Below are 20589 nucleotides of genomic sequence, written 5' to 3'. Positions count from 1 at the left end.
GGACACCGCGACCCCCGCCCTCCGGGCGGACGTCGATACTTTGCGGACACTCCCTAGGACAGCATCCGGACCGGTCCCCAGCCCCGGGACACGGGGGGACGGCGATCCGCGGGCGGGCCGATCGGCGCTGGAAGGGCCGCCCCCCGGTGGCAGCCGCCGGACGCTGCCGATGAGGCGACGATGGGGAACGGGGGCTCGGGGGAACGGGATTCGGGAGCGTGGATCTACGCGTCGGAGCCGCAGTGCTCCACCGGGCGGGCGCCGGTGACCTGTTTCCGTAGCGCCGCATGCCACTGATTGCCGTGCGACCGCCGCGCCTCTTCGGGACTGATCCAGCCGCCTTCGAGTTCACCGGTGGATTCACGACGCCATCGACGGCCCTGAGCATCGCGGAACCAGAGTGTCCGTGCCTCGAGCGCGGTGTCGGGCGTCCAGTCCGGGCCGAGTTCAGCGCGTATCACACTGGCGGGAAGGAACACGGTGGAGCAGGGGGCGAGAGCCCGAATGCTCAGGGCAGGTCCGAGGTGTACGGATTCGGCGTTCCTGTCGGACGCACCGGGGATGGCGCTGACCCTCAGGTAGACGTCGGAGACGGGAGCCGGCGAGCGGTTGGTGAGGACCAGACCGGCTCCCCCGTTCTTCTCCCGCCGGGGCCAGACCGTCACCTGCTCGGCCTGCCGACTGTCCGACACGTATGCGTCCTGCACCGACTGTTCCAGTTGATCACGTGCGGTTCGGGAGCCGTAGTAGGTGCTGATGCCCGTGAAGAGTAAACCGGCGACGGCGGCGATGCCCGTCAGCATCGTCGCCGTCGCGTTCCAGTCGACCGCACGCCGACCACTCCCCGGGGCCGGGGGCGCCTCAACCGCCGGGCGTTCGGCCCTCTCCTCCGGGCCGGCCCGCCCACGTCCCGGGCGGCGGATCCGGATGGACCTGAGGCGCAGTCGCTCCCGTGGCATGTCTCTCTCCCCCCGCATGCTCATGGCTCCAGCCCCGAGCTTGTGCTCATACTGGCTCGCTGACGAGCCGGCCGTGCGGACAATCCCTGCTTTGCCCGGCGAGCATCCCTGCGGAGGGCCGGTACGCCGGCTGTACGGGCTGCGCGGCCTGGGTGCCGGACACACTCCTGCGGGCGCGCGGCCGGCCTCCTCTCCGCAGGACGAATGAACGGGCTGAGAAAAGACCTTGGCCGACTGCTCCCCGTATCGGTCGAGTGGCGGCACACAGGCTCATCGAGGGACGAGGGGCGTTTCTTTTCGCGCCACGGCCTCCGTACCCGTGTTTTCCGCCACCTTCTTATGCGCGTGCCCCCGCCGTCATGCCGTTGTTCCCACAGTTGAAGACGCCTTTTACGAGATTTTCCGCATGGTCCCGGCCGTGGCGCTAAATCCCCTCCTCCACAAGGCCTTCACACGGCATACTCAGGTCCGGCAGCCGGACGGCTGCCGGGCGCGTCGTCCCTCGTCGGCACAGGTGACGGCCACACCGCATGACCGGTCGTTCACGGGTGGAATTCCATCGCCCGCACAGTAAACGCTCATTGGTTGACCACGGGAATACCTCGGGCTTCGCGCGGCACGAACACGACCCGGTACGGGGAACAAAGAATTACAAGGGTCAACCACATGCGGATGCCGCCGAATCGAGCTGCTCGATGTCCTCGCACGCTTCTTCACTGGAGGCAGATCATGGCCAAGGCGTTATTCCGTACGGGGCTCCGCACCGCCGGTCTCATGACCGTGGTGCTCGGCTGCACGCTCGGCCTCACCCTCCCGGCGAGCGCCGCCCCCGGGGCCCGGACGCCGGGTCCGTCCGCCGCCGGCACACTGGTGAGCAGGACCGGGACGTCGGTCACCGTCACCGCCGCCGTGGGCCTGGGCAACTCCGTCTCGGTGTGGCAGGTCGGCGACACCATCCGGGTGCGAGACACCGGCGACACCGTCGTGGCCCTCGGCGCGTGCGTTCAGGCCGGCGCCTCGGAGGCCGTCTGCCCGGGGGCGGGGAGCCTCACGGAACTCGTCGTCAACGCCGGCGACCAGGCGGACAACGTCACGTCGCACCTCGCGAGTCCGGGCGTGACCCTGATCGGCGGCGCGGGTGACGACAGCCTCTACGGCGGCAGCGCCAACGACACCCTCGAAGGCGACGAGGGGGCCGACTTCCTCTCCGGCGGAGGGGGCAACGACACGCTCACCGGTGCCGCCGACCCGGACCGGATCTTCGGCGGGGCGGGCAACGACTCGATCGAGGGCCGCAACGGCGCCGACACCATCGACGCGGGCGCCGGCAACGACGTGGTGAACGGCGGTGACGGCCCCGACCGGGTGGTCGCGGGCACCGGCACCGACTTCGTGGAGGGCGGTGCGGGGCGGGACAACCTCAACGCCGTCGACGACACCGGCGGCAACGACTACGTCCAGGGCGGCACCCACACCGACACCTGCACGGCCGACCTGGGCGACAGCGTCACCGAGTGTCCGTGACCGGCGCCCGGCAGCGGGGCGGGGACGTCCCCGTCACTCACGTACCACGACCACGAAGGAGACGCGGAGACATGGCTGTGCGACGAACCCAACTGATCCTGTCGGCAGGAGCGCTTCTCTGCGCCGCGCTGACCGCCACCTCCGCCTCGGCGGCGCCTCTCGCCACCGTGTCGCCCAGGGTCCTCCCGGGCGACACGGTGGTCGAGATGTCCGGTCGCACACTGCTCGTCACCGCCGACCAGGGCGTCGCCAACGACATCACCGTCCGGCGGCAGGGCGGTGTCGTCCTGGTGTCGGACACCGCGGCCGTGATACGCGCCGCGGCGCCCTGCGTCGCGCGGTCGCCGCACACCGCGGAATGCCCGCTGCCCGCCGCCGTCCAGGTCAACGGCCAGGACGGCGACGACGCCATCACGGTCTCCCCGAACGTCGACGCCCCTGCGACGCTGTACGGGGGCGGCGGCAAGGACCTGCTCAACGGCGGCCCCCACGCCGACCACCTGGTCGGCGACGACCCGGCCGGCCCGCCCGGCGTCGCCGCGGCGACGCCGGGCAACGACACCATCAACGGCGGACCCGGCAACGACACCATCTCCGGCCTCGGCGGCAACGACACCATCAACGGCGCGGCGGGCAACGACACCCTCAACGGGAACGAGGGCAACGACACCCTCAACGGCAACACCGGGAACGACACCCTGACGGGTGCGACCGGCAACGACTCACTGAACGGCGAGGAGGGCAACGACACCCTCAACGCCACCGACGGCGTCAGCGCCAACGACACCCTCGACGGCGGTCTCGCCTTCGACTCCTGCACCCGCGACACGGGGGACCCCATGGTCAACTGCCCCTGACCCGGACCACCGCCGACGCCCCGGCCGACCCCACCGCGGTCGGCCGGGCCGGCCGGAGGAGGCGCGTGACCCCGTCCGGGCGGATCGCCGCTGACGTGGACCGCAACTGCTGCGCATGCCGGCCGCGCCGGGGCCCGGCCCGCCGCCGCGTACCGACTTGAGCGATCAGTCGCTCTGCTCCCGCCGCCCGCGGCCGGGCGGGAAGCCGATCTCAGCGGGCCGGGCGCCGGGGAGCACTCGCCACCCCCGACGTCCGGCCGCTCAGCGCGGCATCCAGCGTCTCCTGGGCCATGCGCATCGCCTCGGCGTACTTCGGCTCGGACATGCGCTCCCACGCGCGGTCCGGTGCGACGTCCTCGACCCGGCTCAACACCCACCAGATGTTGCCGAACGGATCCCGCACCCGGCCGCCGCGGTCCCCCCACGCGTTGTCGGCGGCCTCGGTGATCACCCGCGCTCCGTGCGTGACCGCTGCCGCCATGGCGGCGTCCGCGTCCGGGACGTAGACGCGCAGCAGCGAGGGCATCACCGGCCAGTCGGGCCGTCGGTCGAAGGCCAGCACGACCGTGTCGCCGACACGGATCTCGCCGTGGCCGATGGTGCCGTCCTCGACCGGCACCCGGGCAAGCTCCTCGCCGCCGAAAGCGGCGGTGATGAAGTCGAGCAGTGCACCGGTGTCATCGGTGACCACCCACGGCGCGACGCTGGTGTATCCCTCGGGTGCGGTGTGACTCATCGGTCTCGTCCCTTCGTCCGGTCCTTCGCGACATGACGACCCTAGGGGCCCAATAGGACAGGTTCGGACCTGGATCGACCGCGCCCGCGCAGACCACCGCCCGGGGCCCAGCCGTAGCCTTCGGGGCACCTGCTGTCGGGATGACGCCTCAGGGCGACCCGGGCCGTACGAACACCCCGATCCCGTTCGGCACGGCCCGCTGGGCGCCGCCGCTGGGGTGGTTGAGCACGCTCACCCTCGACGCCCCCTCCTTCCGGGCGACCAGCGTGGACGAACCGCCGCCGTCCAGGTTGACGGCGTCCGTGGCGCCCAGGTCCCGCATCGTGTCCGCCACCTCGACGACCGTCAGCCCCGTGCGGAAGCCCGCCGAACCGTCCAGGGCGAGCAGCAGCAGCCGCCGGCCGCCGTCCCGGACGCCCGCCGCCGTGCGGACCGCCGGCGTCACCCGGTCCATACCGTCCAGGGGCTGCCCGCCGCGCAGCACCGGATAGCCGCCCACCGCGAAGCGGAAGGCCCCGCCCTGCATGCCCTGTTCGGCCGCGACCAGCGCGTACGTCACGTGCACCCGGTCACCGACCGCCATGTGCCGCAGCTCCCGCGCGCCCGCCTCCCGGCCGAGCAGTACCTCCGTGCCCGGCTCGATCGTCCCCCGGCCGGGGGTTTCGGCCACCGCCACGACCTGGCCGCCGCGCAGCGTCACCTCGTAGGTCTCGTCGCTGCACGGCGCGTCCCGCCGGGTGTCCGTCCCGCACGTCGCGCGCGCCCGTGACGCGGCGCCCCAGTCCTTGGTGAACAGCCCCACCGAGTCGACCGGCAGCGCGTACTGGTTGAGCCCGCCCAGCGACAGCTCGCCCCGGGCCGACGACACCCGCCCCTCCAGCGCCAGTTCACCGATCCGCGCCAGCCCGTCCTCGCCGACGCCCAGCACCTGGCGGGTGTTCGTCCCGGGCGGCAGGGCGGGCCCGAACCGCTGCCCCGCGGGAACCGCGGCCTTCAGCGCCCGGCCCTCCGCCACCGCCGGGCCCACCGGGGCACCGGTCGCCTCCACACCCGGGTGCTGGGTCTCCGACAAGTGGAAGAAGTCACCGTTGACACCGCCCACCGCCCCCGCGCCGTCCGCGAGCGCCGACAACGAGGAACGCGCCGCCACCGCCCCCGGGTACAGCAGGCCCGCCGACACGCGCGCGTCACCGAGGTCCACCGACAGCAGGTGCGCGCGGGCAGTACCGCGCGAGGAGGTGATGTCGAACCACCGGTACTCCACGCCCGCGGCCACCCGCTGCCACACGGGCGCCGGGGCCGCGGAGGGGGCGCCCGCCAGCGAGGCCCCCAGCAACGACACCAGCAACAGCATCAGAAACGCACGGCCGCGCAGCACGGTCGCAGTCCCCCCACGGTCCAGGGCAACTCCCACAGGTCTCGGAAGAGTTGCCCCACCCGGACCGGCTACGAACCGGTCAGTCGCGAACGAATGAGGAAACGTACGCCATTCGGGGCCTCCAGGGAGAAGCCGCTGCCCCGCCCCTCGACCACGTCCACGATCAGCCGGGTGTGCCGCCATGTCCCGTACTGCGCCCGGGACATCCAGAACGGGACGAGTTCGGCCACCCCCTCCACGGCGAGCGATTCGAGCAGCACGTCCGCGTCACCCGTACGGAACTCGCCCGCCGGGAAGCACATGGGCGCGCTGCCGTCGCAGCAGCCACCCGACTGGTGGAACATCAGCGGACCGTGCGCCGCCCGCAGCCGCCGCACCAGCTCCGCGGCCGCCGGGGTCAGTTCGACGCGCGGCATGTGAGGACTCGTCATCCCCCACATCAACCACACCGCACGTTGCGACGGGGTTGCGCGCCGCCGTCACCGGTTCCGGGCGAACCAGAGCCGCGCGAAGTCCACCGCCTCGGCGAGCCCCACCAGCCGGCACCGCGCCGACCCCACCGCCCCGGACCGTACGGCCCCGCCGCCGTCCCGCTCCAGATCTGCACCCAGCGCGGCGAAGTCGCTGTCGTCGAGGGCGACGTCCTCGTACCGCCACCACCGGCGCACCCCACCGTCCCGCACCACGCAGCGGTACGTGCGCAGCGGCGGCCGCGCCACCCGGTACTCGCCGAGGTGGAAGGCCGTGCACGTGCCGAAGCCCGTCCCCAGCAGCAGGATCCGCGCCCGCAGGTCGTACAGCCGGGCGAGCGGGGAGTCCTCGCCCAGGTGGCAGTCGGGGCGGTGCGCCGAGACCACCTTCTCGGCGTACGGCCCCAGGGCGGCGAACGACGTCTGCGGGTGCGCGCTGCGCACCGCCCCGGGGCTCGTCCGGACGAGCTCCGGCAGCACCCCGAGCCCCGCGTCGCACGCCATGTGCTCCGCGTCGTACGGCGGCATCGCCGCCCGTACGGCCGCCCGCTGCGCCCCGCCGAGCCCGCGCACCCGCTCCCGGTAGGCGGGCGAGGTGTCCGAATTGCGCGCCGTGAACGCCGGTACCACCACCGTGCCGTCCGGCCCGAGCGCCCGGCGCACCGCCCGCAGCACCGCCTCACCGCCGCCCGCGACCGGGCCCACCGCCCGTAACGACGCGTGCACCAGCAGGAACCCGCCCGGCTCCACGCCCAGTCCGGCGAGCTGCGCCGCCAGCTGACGCTCCGTGTGAACCCCGGTCCCGGTCAAAGCCACTCATCTCCGTCCGACGATGGCCGTGGGCGCCCATCGTAGGGCCTGCGGCACCCCTCGTCGGCCCCCATAAGCAGCCAACCCGAGCCCCCGTCAGTACCGCGTCAAAAACCGGCGTCCGCCCGTCAGCACGGCGTGAACGGCGCTCCACCGGCAGGACCGGCCGGGCATACCGTCGAGGCTACGCCCCGGCGGCCTCCCCGCGCCGGGGCCCCGCTCGCTCCGCGGACCCCCTCCAGGAGGAACCCATGGCAGAGCTCCCCTCGGGCGACGATCCCGACCCCTTCCGGCCCGCCCCGGCCGGACCCCTGTACGTCCCCGTCCGGCCGGGGCACCGGGGCTGCGTCGTACGCCTGTTCCGCACCCCGCCCGGCGGCCGCACCGCCGTCGGCTTCACCACCGAGCACCGGCTCACCGCCGCCCTCGGACCGCACCAGCCGTGGATCCGGCTCGCCGCCCCCGCCCTGCGGGCGCTCACCGCGCCCCTGGGCGTCACCGCCGTCACCGTGGACCCCCGCTTCACCGCACCGGCGGCGACCCGCGTGCTGCCCGGCGCGGGGACGGCCCGCCCCACCCGCCCGACCCCCGCGCTGCCGCTGCGGACCGGCTGAAAGGACCGTCCATGACCACCCTCCACACGCCCCCGGAGACCACGGCGACACCCGACGGGAGCGACCTCTCCCTGTGGCCCGCCTCGACGCGGTGCCTGCCCGGCGGCGACCTGTCCGTGGGCGGCGTCCCGCTCACCGGGATCGCCGACCGGTTCGGCACCCCCGTCTACCTCCTGGACGAGGGCGAGGTACGCGCGCGCTGCCGCGCCTACCGGCGGGCCTTCCCGGACGCCGGCGTGTTCTACGCGGCCAAGGCGTTCCTGTCCCGTGCCATGGTGCGCTGGGCCGACGAGGAGGGCCTCGGGCTCGACGTGTGCTCCGCCGGTGAACTCCGGCTCGCCGTCACCGCAGGCTTCCCGCCCGGCGACATGGTGCTGCACGGCAACGCCAAGTCCCCGCACGACCTGGAGACCGCGCTGCGGCTCGGCGTGGGGCGCGTCGTCATCGACAGCCCCTCCGAGATCGCCCGGCTCGCCGCCGCCCTGGGACCGGACGGGCGCCAGAAGGTGATGGTCCGGGTGGCGCCCGGCATCAGCGCCGGCGGCCACGACAAGATCCGCACCGGCACCGAGGACCAGAAGTTCGGACTGGCGATCAGCGACGGCTCGGCGCAGCACGCCGTCGCCCGCGTCCTGGACCGGCCGGAACTCGAACTGACCGGCCTGCACTGCCACCTCGGCTCGCAGATCGCCTCGGTCAAGCCGTACGCCACGGCGGTGCGGCGGATGGTCGGGCTGATGGCGCGCATCCGCGACGCACACGGCGTCGTCCTGCCCGAACTGGACCTGGGCGGCGGCCACGCCGTCGCCTACCGGCCCGGCGAGCGGGCCCTCGACGTCGACCGGCTCGCCCGTACGGTCCGCGCGGCGCTGGCCGACAGCTGCGCCGCCGCCCGGCTGCCGGTGCCCCGGCTGCTCGTCGAACCGGGCCGTGCCGTCGTGGGCCCCGCCGGTGTCGCGCTCTACCGGGTGCTGGCCGTCAAGCACACCGGCGAGCGGCTCTTCGTCGCCGTGGACGGCGGCATGGGCGACAACCCCAGGCCCGCCCTGTACGGCGTGCGCTACACGCCGCGCCTCGTCGGACGGCTCCCGGCGGCCGCCCCGCGGGCGGTCACCGTCGTCGGACGGCACTGCGAGGCGGGCGACGTCCTGGCGGCGGACGCCGGCCTGCCGGGCGACGTCCGCCCCGGCGACCTGCTGGCCGTCCCGGTCTCCGGGGCCTACCACCTGTCCATGGCGTCCGGCTACAACCTCGTCGGCCGCCCACCGGTCGTCGCCGTCACGGAGGGCAGGGCACGGCTGCTGGTCCGCCGCGAGACGGCGGCCGACTTCCGCAGCAGGGACGTCGGACTGTGAACCCGGGCCGGTGCCGGACCCGGCCGCCGCACCGGCCCCGGTCGTGGTCCGGCCCCGGCCCGCCGGGCGCCCGGCCGCCTCAGACGGGCGCGGCCGTGCGGGCCTGGGAGATCACCGTGTCCAGGAGCGCGAGCAGCGCCGCCCGGACGTCGGCGCGGGCCCGCGCGTCGAGCATCAGGACCGGCGTGCCCGGGTCGCGCAGATGCAGCGCCGCCCTGATCTCCGCCTCCGTGTACGGCTGTTCGCCGTGGAAGCAGTTCGCGCCGACCACGAACGGCAGACCGCGGCTCTCGAAGAAGTCGACCGCCGCGAAGCTGCGGTCGAGGCGCCGCGTGTCGACCAGCACGATCGCCCCGAGCGCCCCGTTGAGCAGCTCGTCCCACATGAACCAGAAGCGTTCCTGCCCCGGCGTACCGAACAGGTAGAGCACGACCCCGGCGTCGTCGAGGGTGATCCGGCCGAAGTCCATGGCCACGGTGGTGGCCGCCTTCGACTCGATCCCGTCGAGGTCGTCGATCCCCACCCCGGCCGCCGTCAGCCGCTCCTCCGTGCGCAGGGGTTCGATCTCGGAGACGGTTTCCACCAGGGTCGTCTTGCCGACGCCGAACCCCCCGGCGATGAGGATCTTGACGGGGGCCGCTTCCTGGGCAGGGGTGTCATATCCGGGCAAGGTTGTCCCTGATTCTCATGAGCAGGTGGACGTTGGTCGTCGCGGCCCCCTCCAGGGGCGGCCGGTGGTGGATCAGTCCGCGGTCCGCGAGCTCACCGAGGACGAGCGTCATGGGGGTCAGGCGCATCCCCATCCGCGCCGCGATCTCGGCGACCGCCCGTCCTTCCGGCGGCGGACACAGGGAGAGGACGGCCCGCCACTCGGTCGGCAGGCTCTCGTGGGCGTCCCCGGCGACGGCGGCGGTGACGGTGGTGTCCATGGTGAGGACGGTGCGAGCCGCGGCTGTACGGCCATCGGTCATGGCGTACAGCCGCGTCCTGCGACGGCTTCCGCGCTGCGGCTCGTCGGTCATTACGACGTGGCGGTCCGCGTGCGCCCCGGTGTGCCCAGCCACTCGCCCAGTGCCTGGGCGGTCCGCACGGCCTCGCCGCCCAGCTCACCGAGCCGTGCCTTGCGGGACGTCACGACGATCAGCGTGCTGCCCTCGCCGCAGCCGACGATGCACAGGTAGCGGTCGTCCATCTCGACCAGCTGGCGGATCACCCGCCCGCCGTCGATCTCCCGGGAGATCGCCTTCATGGTCGACGCGATGCCGGAGGAGGCCGCGGCGATGCGCTCCGCCTGCGGACGGTCCAGCATGTACGCGCTCAGCTTGATCCCGTCGTTGGAGAGGAGAACGGCCCCCTGGATACCGGCGATCCGGCTGAGGTTGTTGTCCAGCACGCTGAAGATCATGTCGTTCGGTGTCGTCGTCATGGCTGATCCTGTCGGAGTTCGTTTTCCACTGTCCGGGTGCCCTGCTCGTAGTCGTCCCAGGCGTCGGCCACCTCCTGCGGCGTCGCCTCGTCCGGGGTGACCGCTTCCTCCGCGGCGCGCGGCTCACGGAGTTGCTCGGCCATGTGGGTCTGGGGCACACGCTCGGGGAGGGCCGGCCGGGCGGCCCCCGCCTCCGTCCGCTCCAGGGCGAGCCGGCCCCCGGCGGGCAGCTGCGGCGCCTCGCGGTCCGGCGCCTGGCGGGTCGGCGCCTGGCGGTCCGGCGCCTGACGGGCCGGCAGCTGTCGGGTCGGAATCCGGCGTACCGCCGTCTGCCGGACCGGCAGCGGATCCGCCACCCGCAGGGCCGGTACCTGCCGGTCGGCCGCGTCCGCGAGCCCGGCGGGCGTGAGCGGAGCCACGGAGGCGGACGCGGGGGTGGCCCCGCGCTCCGGCCCGGAGTCGTGGTCCGTCGGCACGAGGAGCTCCCGCGGGAGGATCACCACGGCCGACGTGCCGCCGTACACCGAGCGGCGCAGCGTCACGGTGGCGCCGAGCTGGTCGGCGAGGTGGCCGACCACGAAGAGGCCCAGCCGGTGCGCGTTCTCGGCCAGCACGGAGTACGGCGGGGCCGAGTGCAGGCGCCCGTTCATCTCCGCGTACCTGGCGGCCGTCACGCGCGGCCCCCGGTCCTCGATCTCCACCGACAGCCCGTCGGCCACCAGCTCGGCCCGGATGACGACCTTCGAGCGCGGCGGGGAGAACCGGGTGGCGTTGTCCAGCAGTTCCGCGAGCAGGTGGCTGATCTGGCTGATCACCCGCGGTTCCACGCTGATCTCGTCGAGGGCCTGCCGGTCGATCCGCCGGAAGTCCTCGACCTCGGCCGCGGCCTCGCGCAGCAGGTCGGCGACGCGCATGGGCTCGGTGTGCGGGTCGGGGATCTCGCCGCCCGCCAGGATGAGCAGGTTCTCGATCTGCCGCCGCATGCCGACCGTCAGCTGGTCGGACCGCATCAGCCGGGCCAGCAGCTCCTCGTCGCCGCCGAAGGTGTCCTGCAACTCCTCGGTCAGGGCCAGCTGGCGGCTGACCAGGTTGCCGGTACGGGAGGCGATGCCGGCCGCGAACATGCCGAACCCCTGCCGCTCGGCGGCGAGCCGGCGGTGCCCGTCCACGGACACGGCCACCACCCGGGCGAACGCGTCGCCGACCCTGCCCACTTCGTCCTGCTCGCCCCGGACCGGCGGGAGGGCCCCTTCGTCGACGGGCCGCCCCTGCTGGAGCCGGGCCACCACGCCGGGCAGCGTCTCCTCGGCGACGGTCACCGTCCGGTCGTGCAGGACGCGCAGGCGGCGCAGGACCGAGCGGGTGGTGAACACCACGACGAGCATGACGAGCAGCAGTGCTCCGCCGCTGACGCCGATCAGCCGGGTCACCTGTGCCTCGAGCTCGGCCGCCCGGGCGTTGCCGTGCGCGTGCAGCGCCCGGACCCGCTCGGTGTTCAGCGCGTCGAGCCGGGACGACCAGGTGTCGTGCGCCGCGGCCCAGCCGGTGATGCCGCGGGGCAGCTTCACGCCGGACTCGGAGTCCTTGTGGTCGGACAGGACCTGGTTCTCGATACGGGTCTTCGTCTGCCAGGCGTCCGACCCGCTGATCGTGGTGAACAGGCTGCTCTGCTCCGCCGGCAGGAACGGCACGATCCACCGGTCGTACAGATGGCGGTGCGCGCCCACCGCGTTGACGAAGTCGGCGAACCGCCGGGTGGTCAGCTCCCGGGAGGGACCGGCCAGCGCCAGGATCGCGTCCTCCAGGGCCACCATCTCCGCGGCCGAGAACATGGTGACGACGACACGGCTCTCCTGGGTGAGGCCGGCGTCGTCGGTGTGGCTGAACCCGTCCTCGAAGTAGCGGATCATCTGGCCGATGAGGTCGCCGTAGGAGACGAGCATGCTGTCGGCGCTGCCGATCCGGGCGTCCGCGCGTTCCCGGAGGGCGTCGAGGTCGTCGAGGCCCTTCATGATCTCCTGGAGCCGGCGGTCGGTCTCCTCGGTCCCCGGCCCCGCGGCGTCCGACGACCGGCGGAAGGCGTCCGCGGCCGCGTCGGTGGCCGCGCGCCGGGCGAGCACCGTGTCCTCGGGGACGGGAGTGCCCGCCCACCTGGCGGCGGTCGTCGTCCGCTCGGCCTGCATCTCGACCATGAGCGTGTGCAGGGGCAGACCGATCCGCTCGCCCGCCGCCACGTCGGCGCGCAGGTGCTCCGACTGCGCCAGCAACCGGTCCGCGGTGACGGCCACCTGGGTGCCCATCGCCGTGGTGGGGACCAGCGCCAGCAGGACGAGCAGCGTGCGCAGGCGCACGGTGCGCCGCCGCCGGCGGCGTACCGGTGGGACGGGTGGACCTTCGGGTTCTATGGGAGACATCGGCCCTCGGGAGCGGAATGCGGGGGAGCGGGTGGGCGGGAGACGGCTGGCGGGGACGGTTTGCGGGCGACGGGGACAGGGCGGCGGCCGGGACGGCACAACCCTGTTGAGGGCGTGGGGGGACGGCCGGTCCGGCTGCGGTGACGCATGCGGGTGCCGATCATAACCAGCCACGTCGGATTACGGAGAGGTTGCGTCCGTATTCGTAACGTGGTATTTCAGGCGGCCTTCGGGTGAACAAGAGCCGTGCCGGGCACCAACCCGCCGTTGATCCCGTGATGTTGTGAAAGGGGCGGAGGGGAGCGATTCGGCCACATACGGACCCGGGGGACGCCTCCGGCCGGTGGCTCACGAGGAACCACCGGCCGGAGAAGGGCGCTTGGCGGACGGTCCGGGCCGCCCGGCGCGGACGGGCCCGGGTGGGCCCGGGTGGGCCCGGGCGCCGGGCGCGGACGGGGCGCGGGCGTGCGGCGCGGACCGTCCGGGCGCTGGGCGCGCGGGGAGGGTCTCAGGCGCCGAGCGCCGCCGACACGACCGACGTGGCCTCCTCCTGCACACGGGCCAGGTGCTCCGGGCCCAGGAACGACTCCGCGTACACCTTGTACACGTCCTCGGTGCCCGAGGGCCGCGCCGCGAACCAGGCGTTCTCGGTGGACACCTTGATGCCCCCGATCGCCGCCCCGTTCCCCGGCGCCTCGGTGAGCACACCCGTGACCGGCTCCCCGGCGAGGGTGTCGGCCGTCACCTGCGAGGGCGACAGACGGCCCAGCACGGCCTTCTCCTCCCGGCTCGCGGGCGCGTCGATCCGCGCGTACGACGGCTCGCCGAACCGCGCGGTGAGCGCGGCGTAGTGCTCGCTGGGCGTCCGGCCCGTCACGGCCAGCATCTCGGACGCCAGCAGCGCCAGGATGATGCCGTCCTTGTCGGTGGTCCACACCGAGCCGTCCCGGCGCAGGAAGGACGCGCCGGCGGACTCCTCGCCGCCGAAGCCGAGCGACCCGTCGACCAGCCCGTCCACGAACCACTTGAACCCGACGGGCACTTCGACCAGCCGCCGCCCCAGGTCGGCGGCGACCCGGTCGATCATGCCGGACGACACGAGGGTCTTGCCGACGCCCGCAGCGGCCGGCCACCGCTCACGGTGCCGGAACAGGTAGGCGATGGCGGCGGCGAGGTAGTGGTTCGGGTTCATCAGCCCCCCGTCCGGGGTGACGATGCCGTGCCGGTCGGCGTCCGCATCGTTGCCCGTGGCGATCTGGAACCGGTCCCGCCGCTCGATCAACGACGCCATGGCGTACGGCGACGAGCAGTCCATCCGGATCTTCCCGTCCCAGTCCAGCGTCATGAACCGCCAGGTGGGGTCCGTCTCCGGGTTCACCACGGTCAGGTCCAGCCGGTGCTCCTCCGCGATCCGGCCCCAGTACGCGACCGACGCGCCGCCCAACGGGTCCGCCCCGATCCGCACCCCCGCCGCGCGCACGGCGTCCAGGTCCAGCACCGACGGCAGGTCCCGCACGTACGAGCCGAGGAAGTCGTACCGCCCCGTGGTCGGCGCCGCCAGCGCCCGGGCGTGGGTGAGCCGCCGCACGTCCTTCAGGCCGCCCGTGATGATCTCGTTGGCCCGCTCCTGGATCCAGCCCGTCGCCTCCGAGCCGGCCGGACCGCCGTTCGGCGGGTTGTACTTGAAGCCGCCGTCCGCCGGCGGGTTGTGCGACGGGGTCACCACCACGCCGTCGGCGAGCCCCGAGGCGCGGCCGCGGTTGTGGGTCAGGATGGCGTGCGACACCGCCGGGGTCGGGGTGTAGCCGTCGGCGGCGTCGATGAGGACGGTCACGCCGTTGGCCGCGAAGACCTCGACGGCGGTCACCCGGGCGGGCTCGGACAGCGCGTGCGTGTCCGCGCCCAGGAACAGCGGCCCGTCGATGCCCTGCCCCGCGCGGTACTCGCAGATGGCCTGGCTCGTCGCCGCGATGTGGTCCTCGTTGAAGGCCCCGGCGAGCGAGGACCCGCGGTGCCCGGACGTCCCGAAGGCAACGCGCTGGGCAGGCTCCGCCGGGTCGGGGTGCAGGGCGTAGTACGCGGTCACCAGCCGGGCCACATCGACGAGGTCCTCCGGCCGCGCCGGCCGCCCCGCGCGCTCGTTCGGCATCCGTCCACTCCTCCATGTCGGTCAGAAACACACTCGAAGAACACTCAAGGTGCGATCAGGTACGAGGGTGATGATCGCCCGCCGATCGCGTTTCACACGACTGCCCCTCCGGAGCAACCCGCCGGGGCGTTCGACGAGGGGCATGCCCAGCACGGTGCCGGGCACCCGCATCGCATGGCGATTTTCCGAAAGTTGGCCCGTCCCCTGCTGGCCTCCGCGTTCCTCACCGGAGGTCTGCGCACCCTGCGCGACCCCAAGTCCGTGGCGCCGGTGGCCGAACCGGTCACCGGGCCCCTCTCCGCGCGGATTCCGGCACTGCCCGACGACCCCGCGAAGCTGGTACGGCTCAACGCCGCCGTCCAGGTGGGCGCGGGCGTGCTGTTCGCCACCGGCCGCTTCCCGCGGCTCTCCGCCCTCGCCCTGGCCGCCGGCCTGGTGCCGACCACCCTGGCCGCCCACGCCTACTGGACGGCGGAGGACCCGGAGGAACGCGAGCGCCTGCGGATCGACTTCTACAAGAACCTCTCCCTGCTGGGCGGCCTGCTGATCGCGGCCGCCGACACGCACGGCAAGCCGTCCCTCGCCCATCGCGTGAAGAACGCCGGCTAGCCGCCCGCACGGCCCGCCCCGGCCCCATCGCCCGCCCCGCCCGCCGGTGGCGGGGGAGGGCTCATCGCCCACCGGATCGTCCGGGTCAGCGCGTGCCCCGACGCCCGCACGACGGTCTCCTCGACGCCCGGGAGCCGGGGCACGCCGAGCGGCCGCCGCGCCCACGGCGGCAGCGTGGCGACCGCGTTGGCGGCCAGGACGGCGTACGGGGCCCGGGCGACCCACGGCAGCGGCGGGTGCAGCAGGATGAACCGGGCCGCCTCCCGCGCCTCGCGCGTCGCCCGCAGCTCCGGACGGTACGCGGCCAGCCGCCCGGCCAGCGCGGCCATGTCCCGCGGCGGGTCCACGACCCCCAGGGCGGCCGCCACCCGCGCGGTGTCGGCGACGTACGCGTCGCAGCCGGCCGCGTCCAGCGGGTGGGCGCCGTAGCGCTGGTGGGCGGCGAGGAAACTGTCGACCTCCGCCACGTGCACCCAGCCCAGCAGGTGCGGGTCGGCCGCGTGGTACGGCTCCCCGGCGGAGGTCCTCCCGCGGACCCGCTCGTGCACCTCCCGCACATGGTCCACCGCCCGCTGCGCGTCCTCGGCGGTGCCGTACGTCGTCACCGCCAGGAAGGTACTGGTGCGCTGGAGGCGCCCCCACGGATCGCCCCGGTACCCGGAATGGGCCGCCACCGCCGCCATCGCCAGCGGGTGCAGGGACTGCAGCAGCAGCGCCCGCAGCCCGCCGATGAACATCGACGCGTCCCCGTGGACGGTCCTGATCGGCCGCTCGGGGCCGAACCAGCGCGGCCCCGGCGTGCCATGGATCCGGGCACGGTTGACCGCGCCGCCGGGCCCCGCGACACGGGTGAACAGATCACGGCCCAGACGCTCCCGCACGGTGTCCATGCGGCCAGTATCCGCCCGCCGCACGGGACACCGGGAGGGTCCTGCCGGTCATTCACGGGGCGCGTTACGGCCCGAGGACGGCCCGCCGGTCAGCGCAGGGCGTGCACGGCGGCACCGAACAGCGACGGCAGCCGCGCCGCCGCCGGGACCACCAGCCGGGCCGTGCCCCGCCGGCAGCCGACCCGCACCAGCGCCTCGGTCAGCAGCCGGTGCCGGCGCGACAGCCGCCGCCACTCCCGCTCGTACGCCCCGGGCCGCCCCGCCCGCAGGCACCGCACCGCCGCCTCCGCCGACGCCAGTGCCAGCGACACGCCCTCGCCGGTCAGCGCGTCCACATACCCGGCCGCGTCACCGACGAGCAGCACCCGGCCGGCAACCCTGGCCCGGACCCGCTGCCGCAGCGGCCCGGCGCCCCGCACGGCGCTCGTCGCCGCACCCGCCGCCAGACGGGCCGCCAGCTCCGGGAAACGGCCCAGGTGGACGTCGTACGGGCACCTGACCGTGCTCAGCAGGGCCACGCCGACCAGGTCGTCCGCGACCGGCGTCACGTACGCCTCGCCGCTGCCGGTCCCCGACCAGTGCACCTCGACGTGGTCCGACCACGGCGCCGTCCGGTAGTGCCGCCGCAGCCCGTACCGCCGGGGCCGCCGGTCGGGCAGCTCCAGCCCGAGGTCCCGGCGGACGGGGGAGTGCAGGCCGTCCGCCGCGACCAGCCACCGGGCCCGCAGCCCCGCCGCGGTCACCGCGTCCGCTCCCTGGCGCACCCCGCCGACCCTGCCCTCCACGACCCGTACGCCCAGCTCGGCGGCCCGCCGGGCCAGCGCGGCGCTCAGCTCCGTGCGCCGCACGCCCAGCCCCGCCCCGTCCCGGAACGGCGCCTCCGCCCGGTGGGGACCGTCCACGTACCGGATGCCGCGCAGGGGGTGACCGGCCGGGGCGGCGCCGAGCGCGGCCAGGGACAGCACCCCGCCCGGCATGATCCCCTCGCCGCACGCCTTGTCCACCGGCCCCGGCCGCGGCTCGATCACCACCGCCTCCATCCCGTTCAGCGCCGCCCGGATCGCCGTGGCCAGACCGGCCGGCCCGCCGCCCGCCACCAGCAGGTCGATCACCGCGCCCCGCCCCCGCCCCCGGCACCGGCGGGCACGGGCCGCGCCCCGGTGCCCCCGGCCGCGCCCAGCGCCGCGTCCTCGCAGCGGATCCGCACCACGAGCAGCGCCGCGTCGGCCACCGTGAACAGCACGGCCGTCAGCCAGGCGCCGTGCACCAGCGGCAGGGCGACCCCCTCGACCACCACCGCCACGTAGTTCGGGTGCCGCAGCCACCGGTAGGGGCCGCCGGACACCAGGGGCAGCCCCGGCACCACCAGCACCCGGGTGTTCCAGCGCGGCCCCAGCGTCGCCACGCACCACCAGCGCAGCGCCTGGGCGGCGACCGCCAGGGCCAGCATGCTCCAGCCGAGCGCGGGGACGAACGGCCGCTCCAGCGCCGGCACTTCGAGCAGGCACCCGGCGAGGAGGCCGGTGTGGAGCACCACCATCACCGGATAGTGACCCCGCCCGTACTCCACCCCGCCCCGGGCCAGACTCCAGCGCGTATGGCGGCGCGCGACGACGAGCTCGGCGAGCCGCTCCGCACCGACGAGCAGCACCAGCAGGGCGTACCAGACCACGTGACTCTCCCGTATCTACCAGCGCAGCAGGACCAGTTCGGTGCAGAAGCCCGGCCCCATCGCGAGCAGCACCCCCGGGGTGCCCGGCGGTGGCGGCGCCACGGCCAGGGTGTCGCGCAGGACGTGGAGCACGGAGGCCGACGACAGGTTGCCGACCTCCGCCAGCGAGCGCCTGCTCACGTCGAGGGCGCCGTCCGGCAGGTCGAGCGCCTCCGCCACCGCCTCCAGGACCTTCGGGCCGCCGGCGTGGCTCACCCACGCGGTCACGTCGCGGCGGTCGAGGCCGTGGTCGGCCAGGAAGGCGTCGACGTCGGCGGCGAGGTTCTTGCGCACCAGGTCCGGCACGGCGGGGTCGAGGACGACGCGGAAGCCCGAACCGGTGACGTCCCAGCCCAGCATCCGCTCGGTGCCCGGATAGAGCCGGCTGCGGCCGTCCACCACGGTGGGGCCGCCCCCGGCCCCCGCCGCCGGACGGCGCCGCGCACCGCACGCGACGACGGCCGCGGCGCCGTCGCCGAACAGCGCGGTCGCGACCAGCTGGGCCGGTGGCACGTCACCCCGCTGGAGGGTCAGCGAGCACAGCTCCACGGAGAGCAGCACGGCGACGTCGTCCGGCCGGCCGAGCAGGTAGTCGTGCAGGCGCGAGAGCCCCGCCGCGCCGGCCACGCACCCGAGCCCGAACAGCGGCAGCCGCCTGACGTCCGGCCGCAGCCCGAGGCGCCCGGCGAGCAGGGCGTCCACGGACGGCGCCGCGATGCCGGTCACCGAGGTGAACACCAGCAGGTCCACGTCGCGCGGCGACAGGCCCGCCGCGCGCAGCGCCCCGTCGAGCGCTTCGGCACCCAGCTCCACCGCGCCGGCGATGAACGCGTCGTTGGCCGCGCCGAAGCCGTCCAGGTCCCCGTACCGGTCCAGCGGAAGCGCGGTGTGGCGGGTGCGCACCCCCGTGCCGTCGTGCAGGCGGTCCAGGGCGCGCCGGTCGGCCCCGGCGGGGAGGCAGTGCCGGGCCGCCATGTCGGCGAGGTCCCGCTGGGTGTGCCGGTGCGGCGGCAGGACTCCGTGGACGGCTGCGATCCGGGTCATCGGCGCTCCAGGACGGGGGCATCGGTCACCCATGTGTGCCCTGGTGCCGTGTCGTCGTACCGCACGTTCGCCCGTTGGGCGCCCTCGCGGCCTACGCTCGGCCCGTGAACGCCACCGAACAGCCCGTTCCGGTACGCGGCGGTGCCGTCACCGGCCTGCTGACGGCCTGTCACCCGGGTCCCGCCGCGGCCGTCACCGTGCTGGTGACGGTGCTGGCGGCGGCCGCCGGGCACGACGGGCGGGGCTGTCTCGCGGTCGCCGCCGCGGTGCTGGCGGGTCAGCTGTCGGTCGGCTGGTGCAACGACGCCGTGGACGCCGGACGGGACCGGGCCGCGGGACGGCACGGGAAGCCGGTGGTGTCCGGAGCCGTCGGGGCGGGCACCGTGCGCTGCGCGGCCGTGGTGGCGCTGGTGCTCGCCGTACCGCTCTCCCTCGCCTGCGGCGCGCTCGCGGGCGGCGTCCACCTCGCCGGTGTGGCCGCCGCGTGGGCCTACGACCTGGGCCTGAAGGCGACGGCGTGGTCATGGCTGCCGTACGCGGCCGGGTTCGCCGCCCTGCCCGCCTTGGTCACGCTGAGCCTTCCGGGCGGCCCGTGGCCGGCCTGGTGGGTCGTCGCCGCCGGGATGCTGCTGGGGGTCGGCGCGCACCTGGGCAACGTGCTGCCGGACATCGGCCACGACCTCGTCACGGGCGTGCGCGGGTGGCCGCAGCGGCTCGGCCCGGCGCGGGTGCGCCGGCTGCTGCCGGTACCCCTGGTGCTCGCCTCCCTGCTGCTGGCCTTCGCCGGGCCGCGGCCGGGCGGCCCCGGTGCGGCCGGCGCGGCAGGAGCGGCGGTGGCGGTGGCCGTGGCGGGTGCCCTCGTCGGGCGCGGCCGGCCCCGGGTGCCGTTCGTGGCGGCCGTGGTGGTGGCGGGCATCGACGTGGCGCTGCTGGTGGCGCGGGGCGCGGCGATCACCTGACACCGGTGCGGGCGGTGCGGGCGGTGCGGGTGGTCCGCGCGGTGTGAGCGGTGCGGGTGGTCCGCGTGGTGCCGGCGCGGGTGCGCGGGCGTGCCGGTGGGACGCTCACCCCTCCGTGGTGCCCGGCTGCCCGAGCCGTACCAGGAAGTACCGGACCAGCCGGGCGGCGGTCACCGTGCCCAGGAGCTGGACCCGGCCGCCGCCGTCGCGCTCGACCACCGCGACCAGCGGACTGTGGGTGCGGGCCATCAGCGCCGCCACCTCCATGGGCGTGGCGTCCGGCCCGGCGTACGGGGGTGGGAAGAGCCGCCGCGGCACCCATTCGGCGACCGTGAGGCTGGCCAGCCGCTCGCCGATCTCCGTGTCGATCCGGTCGCCGACGGAGGACGCCAGCAGCGGGTCGTCGATCGCGTACGAGGGGAGCAGCTGCCGCAGGAGCTGGGAGCCGGGCACGATGGCGTGCGGCAGGCCGTCCGCGTCGAGCACCAGCAGGGCCGGCAGGGAGTTCTCGGCCAGCAGCCGCGCCGCGTCGAGGGCGTTGTCGTCGGTCGTGACGTACGGATAGGGCTCAGCCAGATCGTAGGCACGCATGTCGGCCCACCTCACCGCCGGGACGGGACGCCTGCACGTCTCCAACGTAGGCCCGGCGGCCGGGACGCGCGCGCCGGGCGGCCGTCCGGGCGC

At 74.7% G+C, this 20589-nt stretch carries 21 protein-coding genes; 6 read left to right on the top strand and 15 right to left on the bottom strand.

Annotated elements, in window-relative coordinates:
- Positions 1-224: 224 nt before the first annotated feature.
- Positions 225-803 carry a hypothetical protein gene (locus A4V12_RS18225; protein WP_159028883.1) on the bottom strand — a complete coding sequence of 193 codons (579 nt, stop codon included), beginning with the start codon at positions 801-803 and terminating at the stop codon, positions 225-227.
- An 885-nt stretch (positions 804-1688) separates the two neighbouring features.
- Here A4V12_RS18225 and A4V12_RS18220 point away from each other — a divergent pair.
- A complete protein-coding gene (locus A4V12_RS18220; RefSeq protein ID WP_064070420.1) occupies positions 1689-2483 on the top strand; it encodes a calcium-binding protein in 795 nt (264 codons plus the stop codon).
- 71 nt (positions 2484-2554) lie between these two features.
- The gene (locus A4V12_RS39780; RefSeq protein WP_064070419.1) at positions 2555-3340 is read left to right on the top strand and encodes a calcium-binding protein; all 786 of its coding nucleotides are present in this window, start codon (positions 2555-2557) and stop codon (positions 3338-3340) included.
- A gap of 211 nt (positions 3341-3551) precedes the next feature.
- Here the strand turns inward: A4V12_RS39780 and A4V12_RS18210 are convergent, their stop codons facing one another.
- The 4 genes from A4V12_RS18210 to A4V12_RS18195 all read right to left on the bottom strand — a co-directional run bounded on the left by A4V12_RS18210 (position 3552) and on the right by A4V12_RS18195 (position 6734).
- Complete coding sequence (locus A4V12_RS18210; RefSeq protein WP_064070418.1) at positions 3552-4076, bottom strand: VOC family protein; 525 nt, start codon at positions 4074-4076, stop codon at positions 3552-3554.
- A 148-nt stretch (positions 4077-4224) separates the two neighbouring features.
- Positions 4225-5430 (bottom strand): phosphodiester glycosidase family protein, encoded by a 1206-nt coding sequence (locus A4V12_RS18205; protein ID WP_064070417.1) that lies wholly within the window; start codon positions 5428-5430, stop codon positions 4225-4227.
- 92 nt (positions 5431-5522) lie between these two features.
- Positions 5523-5885, bottom strand: coding sequence for a DUF779 domain-containing protein (locus tag A4V12_RS18200; RefSeq protein WP_064070416.1), 363 nt, complete (start codon positions 5883-5885; stop codon positions 5523-5525).
- A 48-nt stretch (positions 5886-5933) separates the two neighbouring features.
- Positions 5934-6734, bottom strand: coding sequence for an aminoglycoside N(3)-acetyltransferase (locus A4V12_RS18195; protein WP_064070415.1), 801 nt, complete (start codon positions 6732-6734; stop codon positions 5934-5936).
- A gap of 251 nt (positions 6735-6985) precedes the next feature.
- On the opposite strand from A4V12_RS18195, the gene A4V12_RS18190 reads away from it, so the two are divergent.
- Entirely contained in the window at positions 6986-7348 is a 363-nt protein-coding gene (locus A4V12_RS18190) for an SAV_915 family protein (protein ID WP_064070414.1), read from the top strand.
- Between the two features lie 11 nt (positions 7349-7359).
- Positions 7360-8703, top strand: coding sequence for a diaminopimelate decarboxylase (gene lysA, locus A4V12_RS18185; protein ID WP_064070413.1), 1344 nt, complete (start codon positions 7360-7362; stop codon positions 8701-8703).
- A gap of 79 nt (positions 8704-8782) precedes the next feature.
- On the opposite strand, the gene A4V12_RS18180 is transcribed toward lysA, so the two are convergent.
- The 5 genes from A4V12_RS18180 to pgm form a co-directional block, all read right to left on the bottom strand.
- Positions 8783-9373: a GTP-binding protein gene (locus tag A4V12_RS18180; protein ID WP_064070412.1), complete on the bottom strand. Its 591-nt coding sequence runs from the start codon at positions 9371-9373 to the stop codon at positions 8783-8785.
- On the bottom strand, positions 9360-9674 hold the full coding sequence (locus A4V12_RS18175) for a DUF742 domain-containing protein (protein ID WP_234372220.1): 315 nt from the start codon (positions 9672-9674) through the stop codon (positions 9360-9362). Before A4V12_RS18175 ends, A4V12_RS18180 begins: the two co-directional genes overlap by 14 nt.
- 50 nt (positions 9675-9724) lie before the next feature.
- The gene (locus A4V12_RS18170; protein WP_064070410.1) at positions 9725-10129 is read right to left on the bottom strand and encodes a roadblock/LC7 domain-containing protein; all 405 of its coding nucleotides are present in this window, start codon (positions 10127-10129) and stop codon (positions 9725-9727) included.
- The gene (locus A4V12_RS18165) at positions 10126-12480 is read right to left on the bottom strand and encodes a sensor histidine kinase (protein WP_234372219.1); all 2355 of its coding nucleotides are present in this window, start codon (positions 12478-12480) and stop codon (positions 10126-10128) included. Before A4V12_RS18165 ends, A4V12_RS18170 begins: the two co-directional genes overlap by 4 nt.
- 571 nt (positions 12481-13051) lie before the next feature.
- The gene (gene pgm / locus A4V12_RS18160) at positions 13052-14692 is read right to left on the bottom strand and encodes a phosphoglucomutase (alpha-D-glucose-1,6-bisphosphate-dependent) (protein ID WP_064070408.1); all 1641 of its coding nucleotides are present in this window, start codon (positions 14690-14692) and stop codon (positions 13052-13054) included.
- Between the two features lie 174 nt (positions 14693-14866).
- Between pgm and A4V12_RS18155 the strand changes: the two genes are divergently transcribed.
- Positions 14867-15301, top strand: a complete 435-nt coding sequence (locus A4V12_RS18155; protein ID WP_079137113.1) for a DoxX family protein — start codon at positions 14867-14869, stop codon at positions 15299-15301.
- Here A4V12_RS18155 and A4V12_RS18150 read toward each other — a convergent pair.
- The 4 genes from A4V12_RS18150 to A4V12_RS18135 form a co-directional block, all read right to left on the bottom strand.
- Positions 15298-16191 (bottom strand): oxygenase MpaB family protein, encoded by an 894-nt coding sequence (locus A4V12_RS18150; RefSeq protein ID WP_064070407.1) that lies wholly within the window; start codon positions 16189-16191, stop codon positions 15298-15300. The genes A4V12_RS18155 and A4V12_RS18150 overlap by 4 nt on opposite strands.
- 89 nt (positions 16192-16280) lie before the next feature.
- On the bottom strand, positions 16281-17303 hold the full coding sequence (locus tag A4V12_RS18145; protein WP_064070406.1) for an NAD(P)/FAD-dependent oxidoreductase: 1023 nt from the start codon (positions 17301-17303) through the stop codon (positions 16281-16283).
- Positions 17300-17863, bottom strand: coding sequence for an isoprenylcysteine carboxyl methyltransferase family protein (locus A4V12_RS18140; protein WP_064070405.1), 564 nt, complete (start codon positions 17861-17863; stop codon positions 17300-17302). Before A4V12_RS18140 ends, A4V12_RS18145 begins: the two co-directional genes overlap by 4 nt.
- 15 nt (positions 17864-17878) lie before the next feature.
- Entirely contained in the window at positions 17879-18946 is a 1068-nt protein-coding gene (locus A4V12_RS18135) for a type III polyketide synthase (RefSeq protein ID WP_064070404.1), read from the bottom strand.
- A 104-nt stretch (positions 18947-19050) separates the two neighbouring features.
- Here A4V12_RS18135 and A4V12_RS18130 point away from each other — a divergent pair, with 104 nt between their 5' ends.
- Positions 19051-19905 carry a UbiA family prenyltransferase gene (locus A4V12_RS18130; protein WP_064070427.1) on the top strand — a complete coding sequence of 285 codons (855 nt, stop codon included), beginning with the start codon at positions 19051-19053 and terminating at the stop codon, positions 19903-19905.
- Between the two features lie 105 nt (positions 19906-20010).
- Here the strand turns inward: A4V12_RS18130 and A4V12_RS18125 are convergent, their stop codons facing one another.
- Positions 20011-20496 (bottom strand): CBS domain-containing protein, encoded by a 486-nt coding sequence (locus tag A4V12_RS18125; protein WP_064070403.1) that lies wholly within the window; start codon positions 20494-20496, stop codon positions 20011-20013.
- Positions 20497-20589: the final 93 nt, after the last annotated feature.

The organism is Streptomyces noursei (assembly GCF_001646665.1).
In the GTDB taxonomy this organism is placed as follows: Bacteria; Actinomycetota; Actinomycetes; order Streptomycetales; family Streptomycetaceae; genus Streptomyces; species Streptomyces lavendulocolor.
This window is presented reverse-complemented; position numbering and strand designations above follow the sequence as displayed.

What these genes read in the sequence shown, in the direction of transcription:
- A4V12_RS18225 (WP_159028883.1), bottom strand. Translation starts at nt 803, where the DNA reads ATGCTGACGGGCATCGCCGCCGTCGCCGGTTTACTCTTCACGGGCATC.
- A4V12_RS18220 (WP_064070420.1), top strand. Translation starts at nt 1,689, where the DNA reads ATGGCCAAGGCGTTATTCCGTACGGGGCTCCGCACCGCCGGTCTCATG.
- A4V12_RS39780 (WP_064070419.1), top strand. Translation starts at nt 2,555, where the DNA reads ATGGCTGTGCGACGAACCCAACTGATCCTGTCGGCAGGAGCGCTTCTC.
- A4V12_RS18210 (WP_064070418.1), bottom strand. Translation starts at nt 4,076, where the DNA reads ATGAGTCACACCGCACCCGAGGGATACACCAGCGTCGCGCCGTGGGTG.
- A4V12_RS18205 (WP_064070417.1), bottom strand. Translation starts at nt 5,430, where the DNA reads ATGCTGTTGCTGGTGTCGTTGCTGGGGGCCTCGCTGGCGGGCGCCCCC.
- A4V12_RS18200 (WP_064070416.1), bottom strand. Translation starts at nt 5,885, where the DNA reads ATGACGAGTCCTCACATGCCGCGCGTCGAACTGACCCCGGCGGCCGCG.
- A4V12_RS18190 (WP_064070414.1), top strand. Translation starts at nt 6,986, where the DNA reads ATGGCAGAGCTCCCCTCGGGCGACGATCCCGACCCCTTCCGGCCCGCC.
- lysA (WP_064070413.1), top strand. Translation starts at nt 7,360, where the DNA reads ATGACCACCCTCCACACGCCCCCGGAGACCACGGCGACACCCGACGGG.
- A4V12_RS18175 (WP_234372220.1), bottom strand. Translation starts at nt 9,674, where the DNA reads ATGACCGATGGCCGTACAGCCGCGGCTCGCACCGTCCTCACCATGGAC.
- A4V12_RS18170 (WP_064070410.1), bottom strand. Translation starts at nt 10,129, where the DNA reads ATGACGACGACACCGAACGACATGATCTTCAGCGTGCTGGACAACAAC.
- pgm (WP_064070408.1), bottom strand. Translation starts at nt 14,692, where the DNA reads ATGCCGAACGAGCGCGCGGGGCGGCCGGCGCGGCCGGAGGACCTCGTC.
- A4V12_RS18155 (WP_079137113.1), top strand. Translation starts at nt 14,867, where the DNA reads ATGGCGATTTTCCGAAAGTTGGCCCGTCCCCTGCTGGCCTCCGCGTTC.
- A4V12_RS18150 (WP_064070407.1), bottom strand. Translation starts at nt 16,191, where the DNA reads ATGGACACCGTGCGGGAGCGTCTGGGCCGTGATCTGTTCACCCGTGTC.
- A4V12_RS18135 (WP_064070404.1), bottom strand. Translation starts at nt 18,946, where the DNA reads ATGACCCGGATCGCAGCCGTCCACGGAGTCCTGCCGCCGCACCGGCAC.
- A4V12_RS18125 (WP_064070403.1), bottom strand. Translation starts at nt 20,496, where the DNA reads ATGCGTGCCTACGATCTGGCTGAGCCCTATCCGTACGTCACGACCGAC.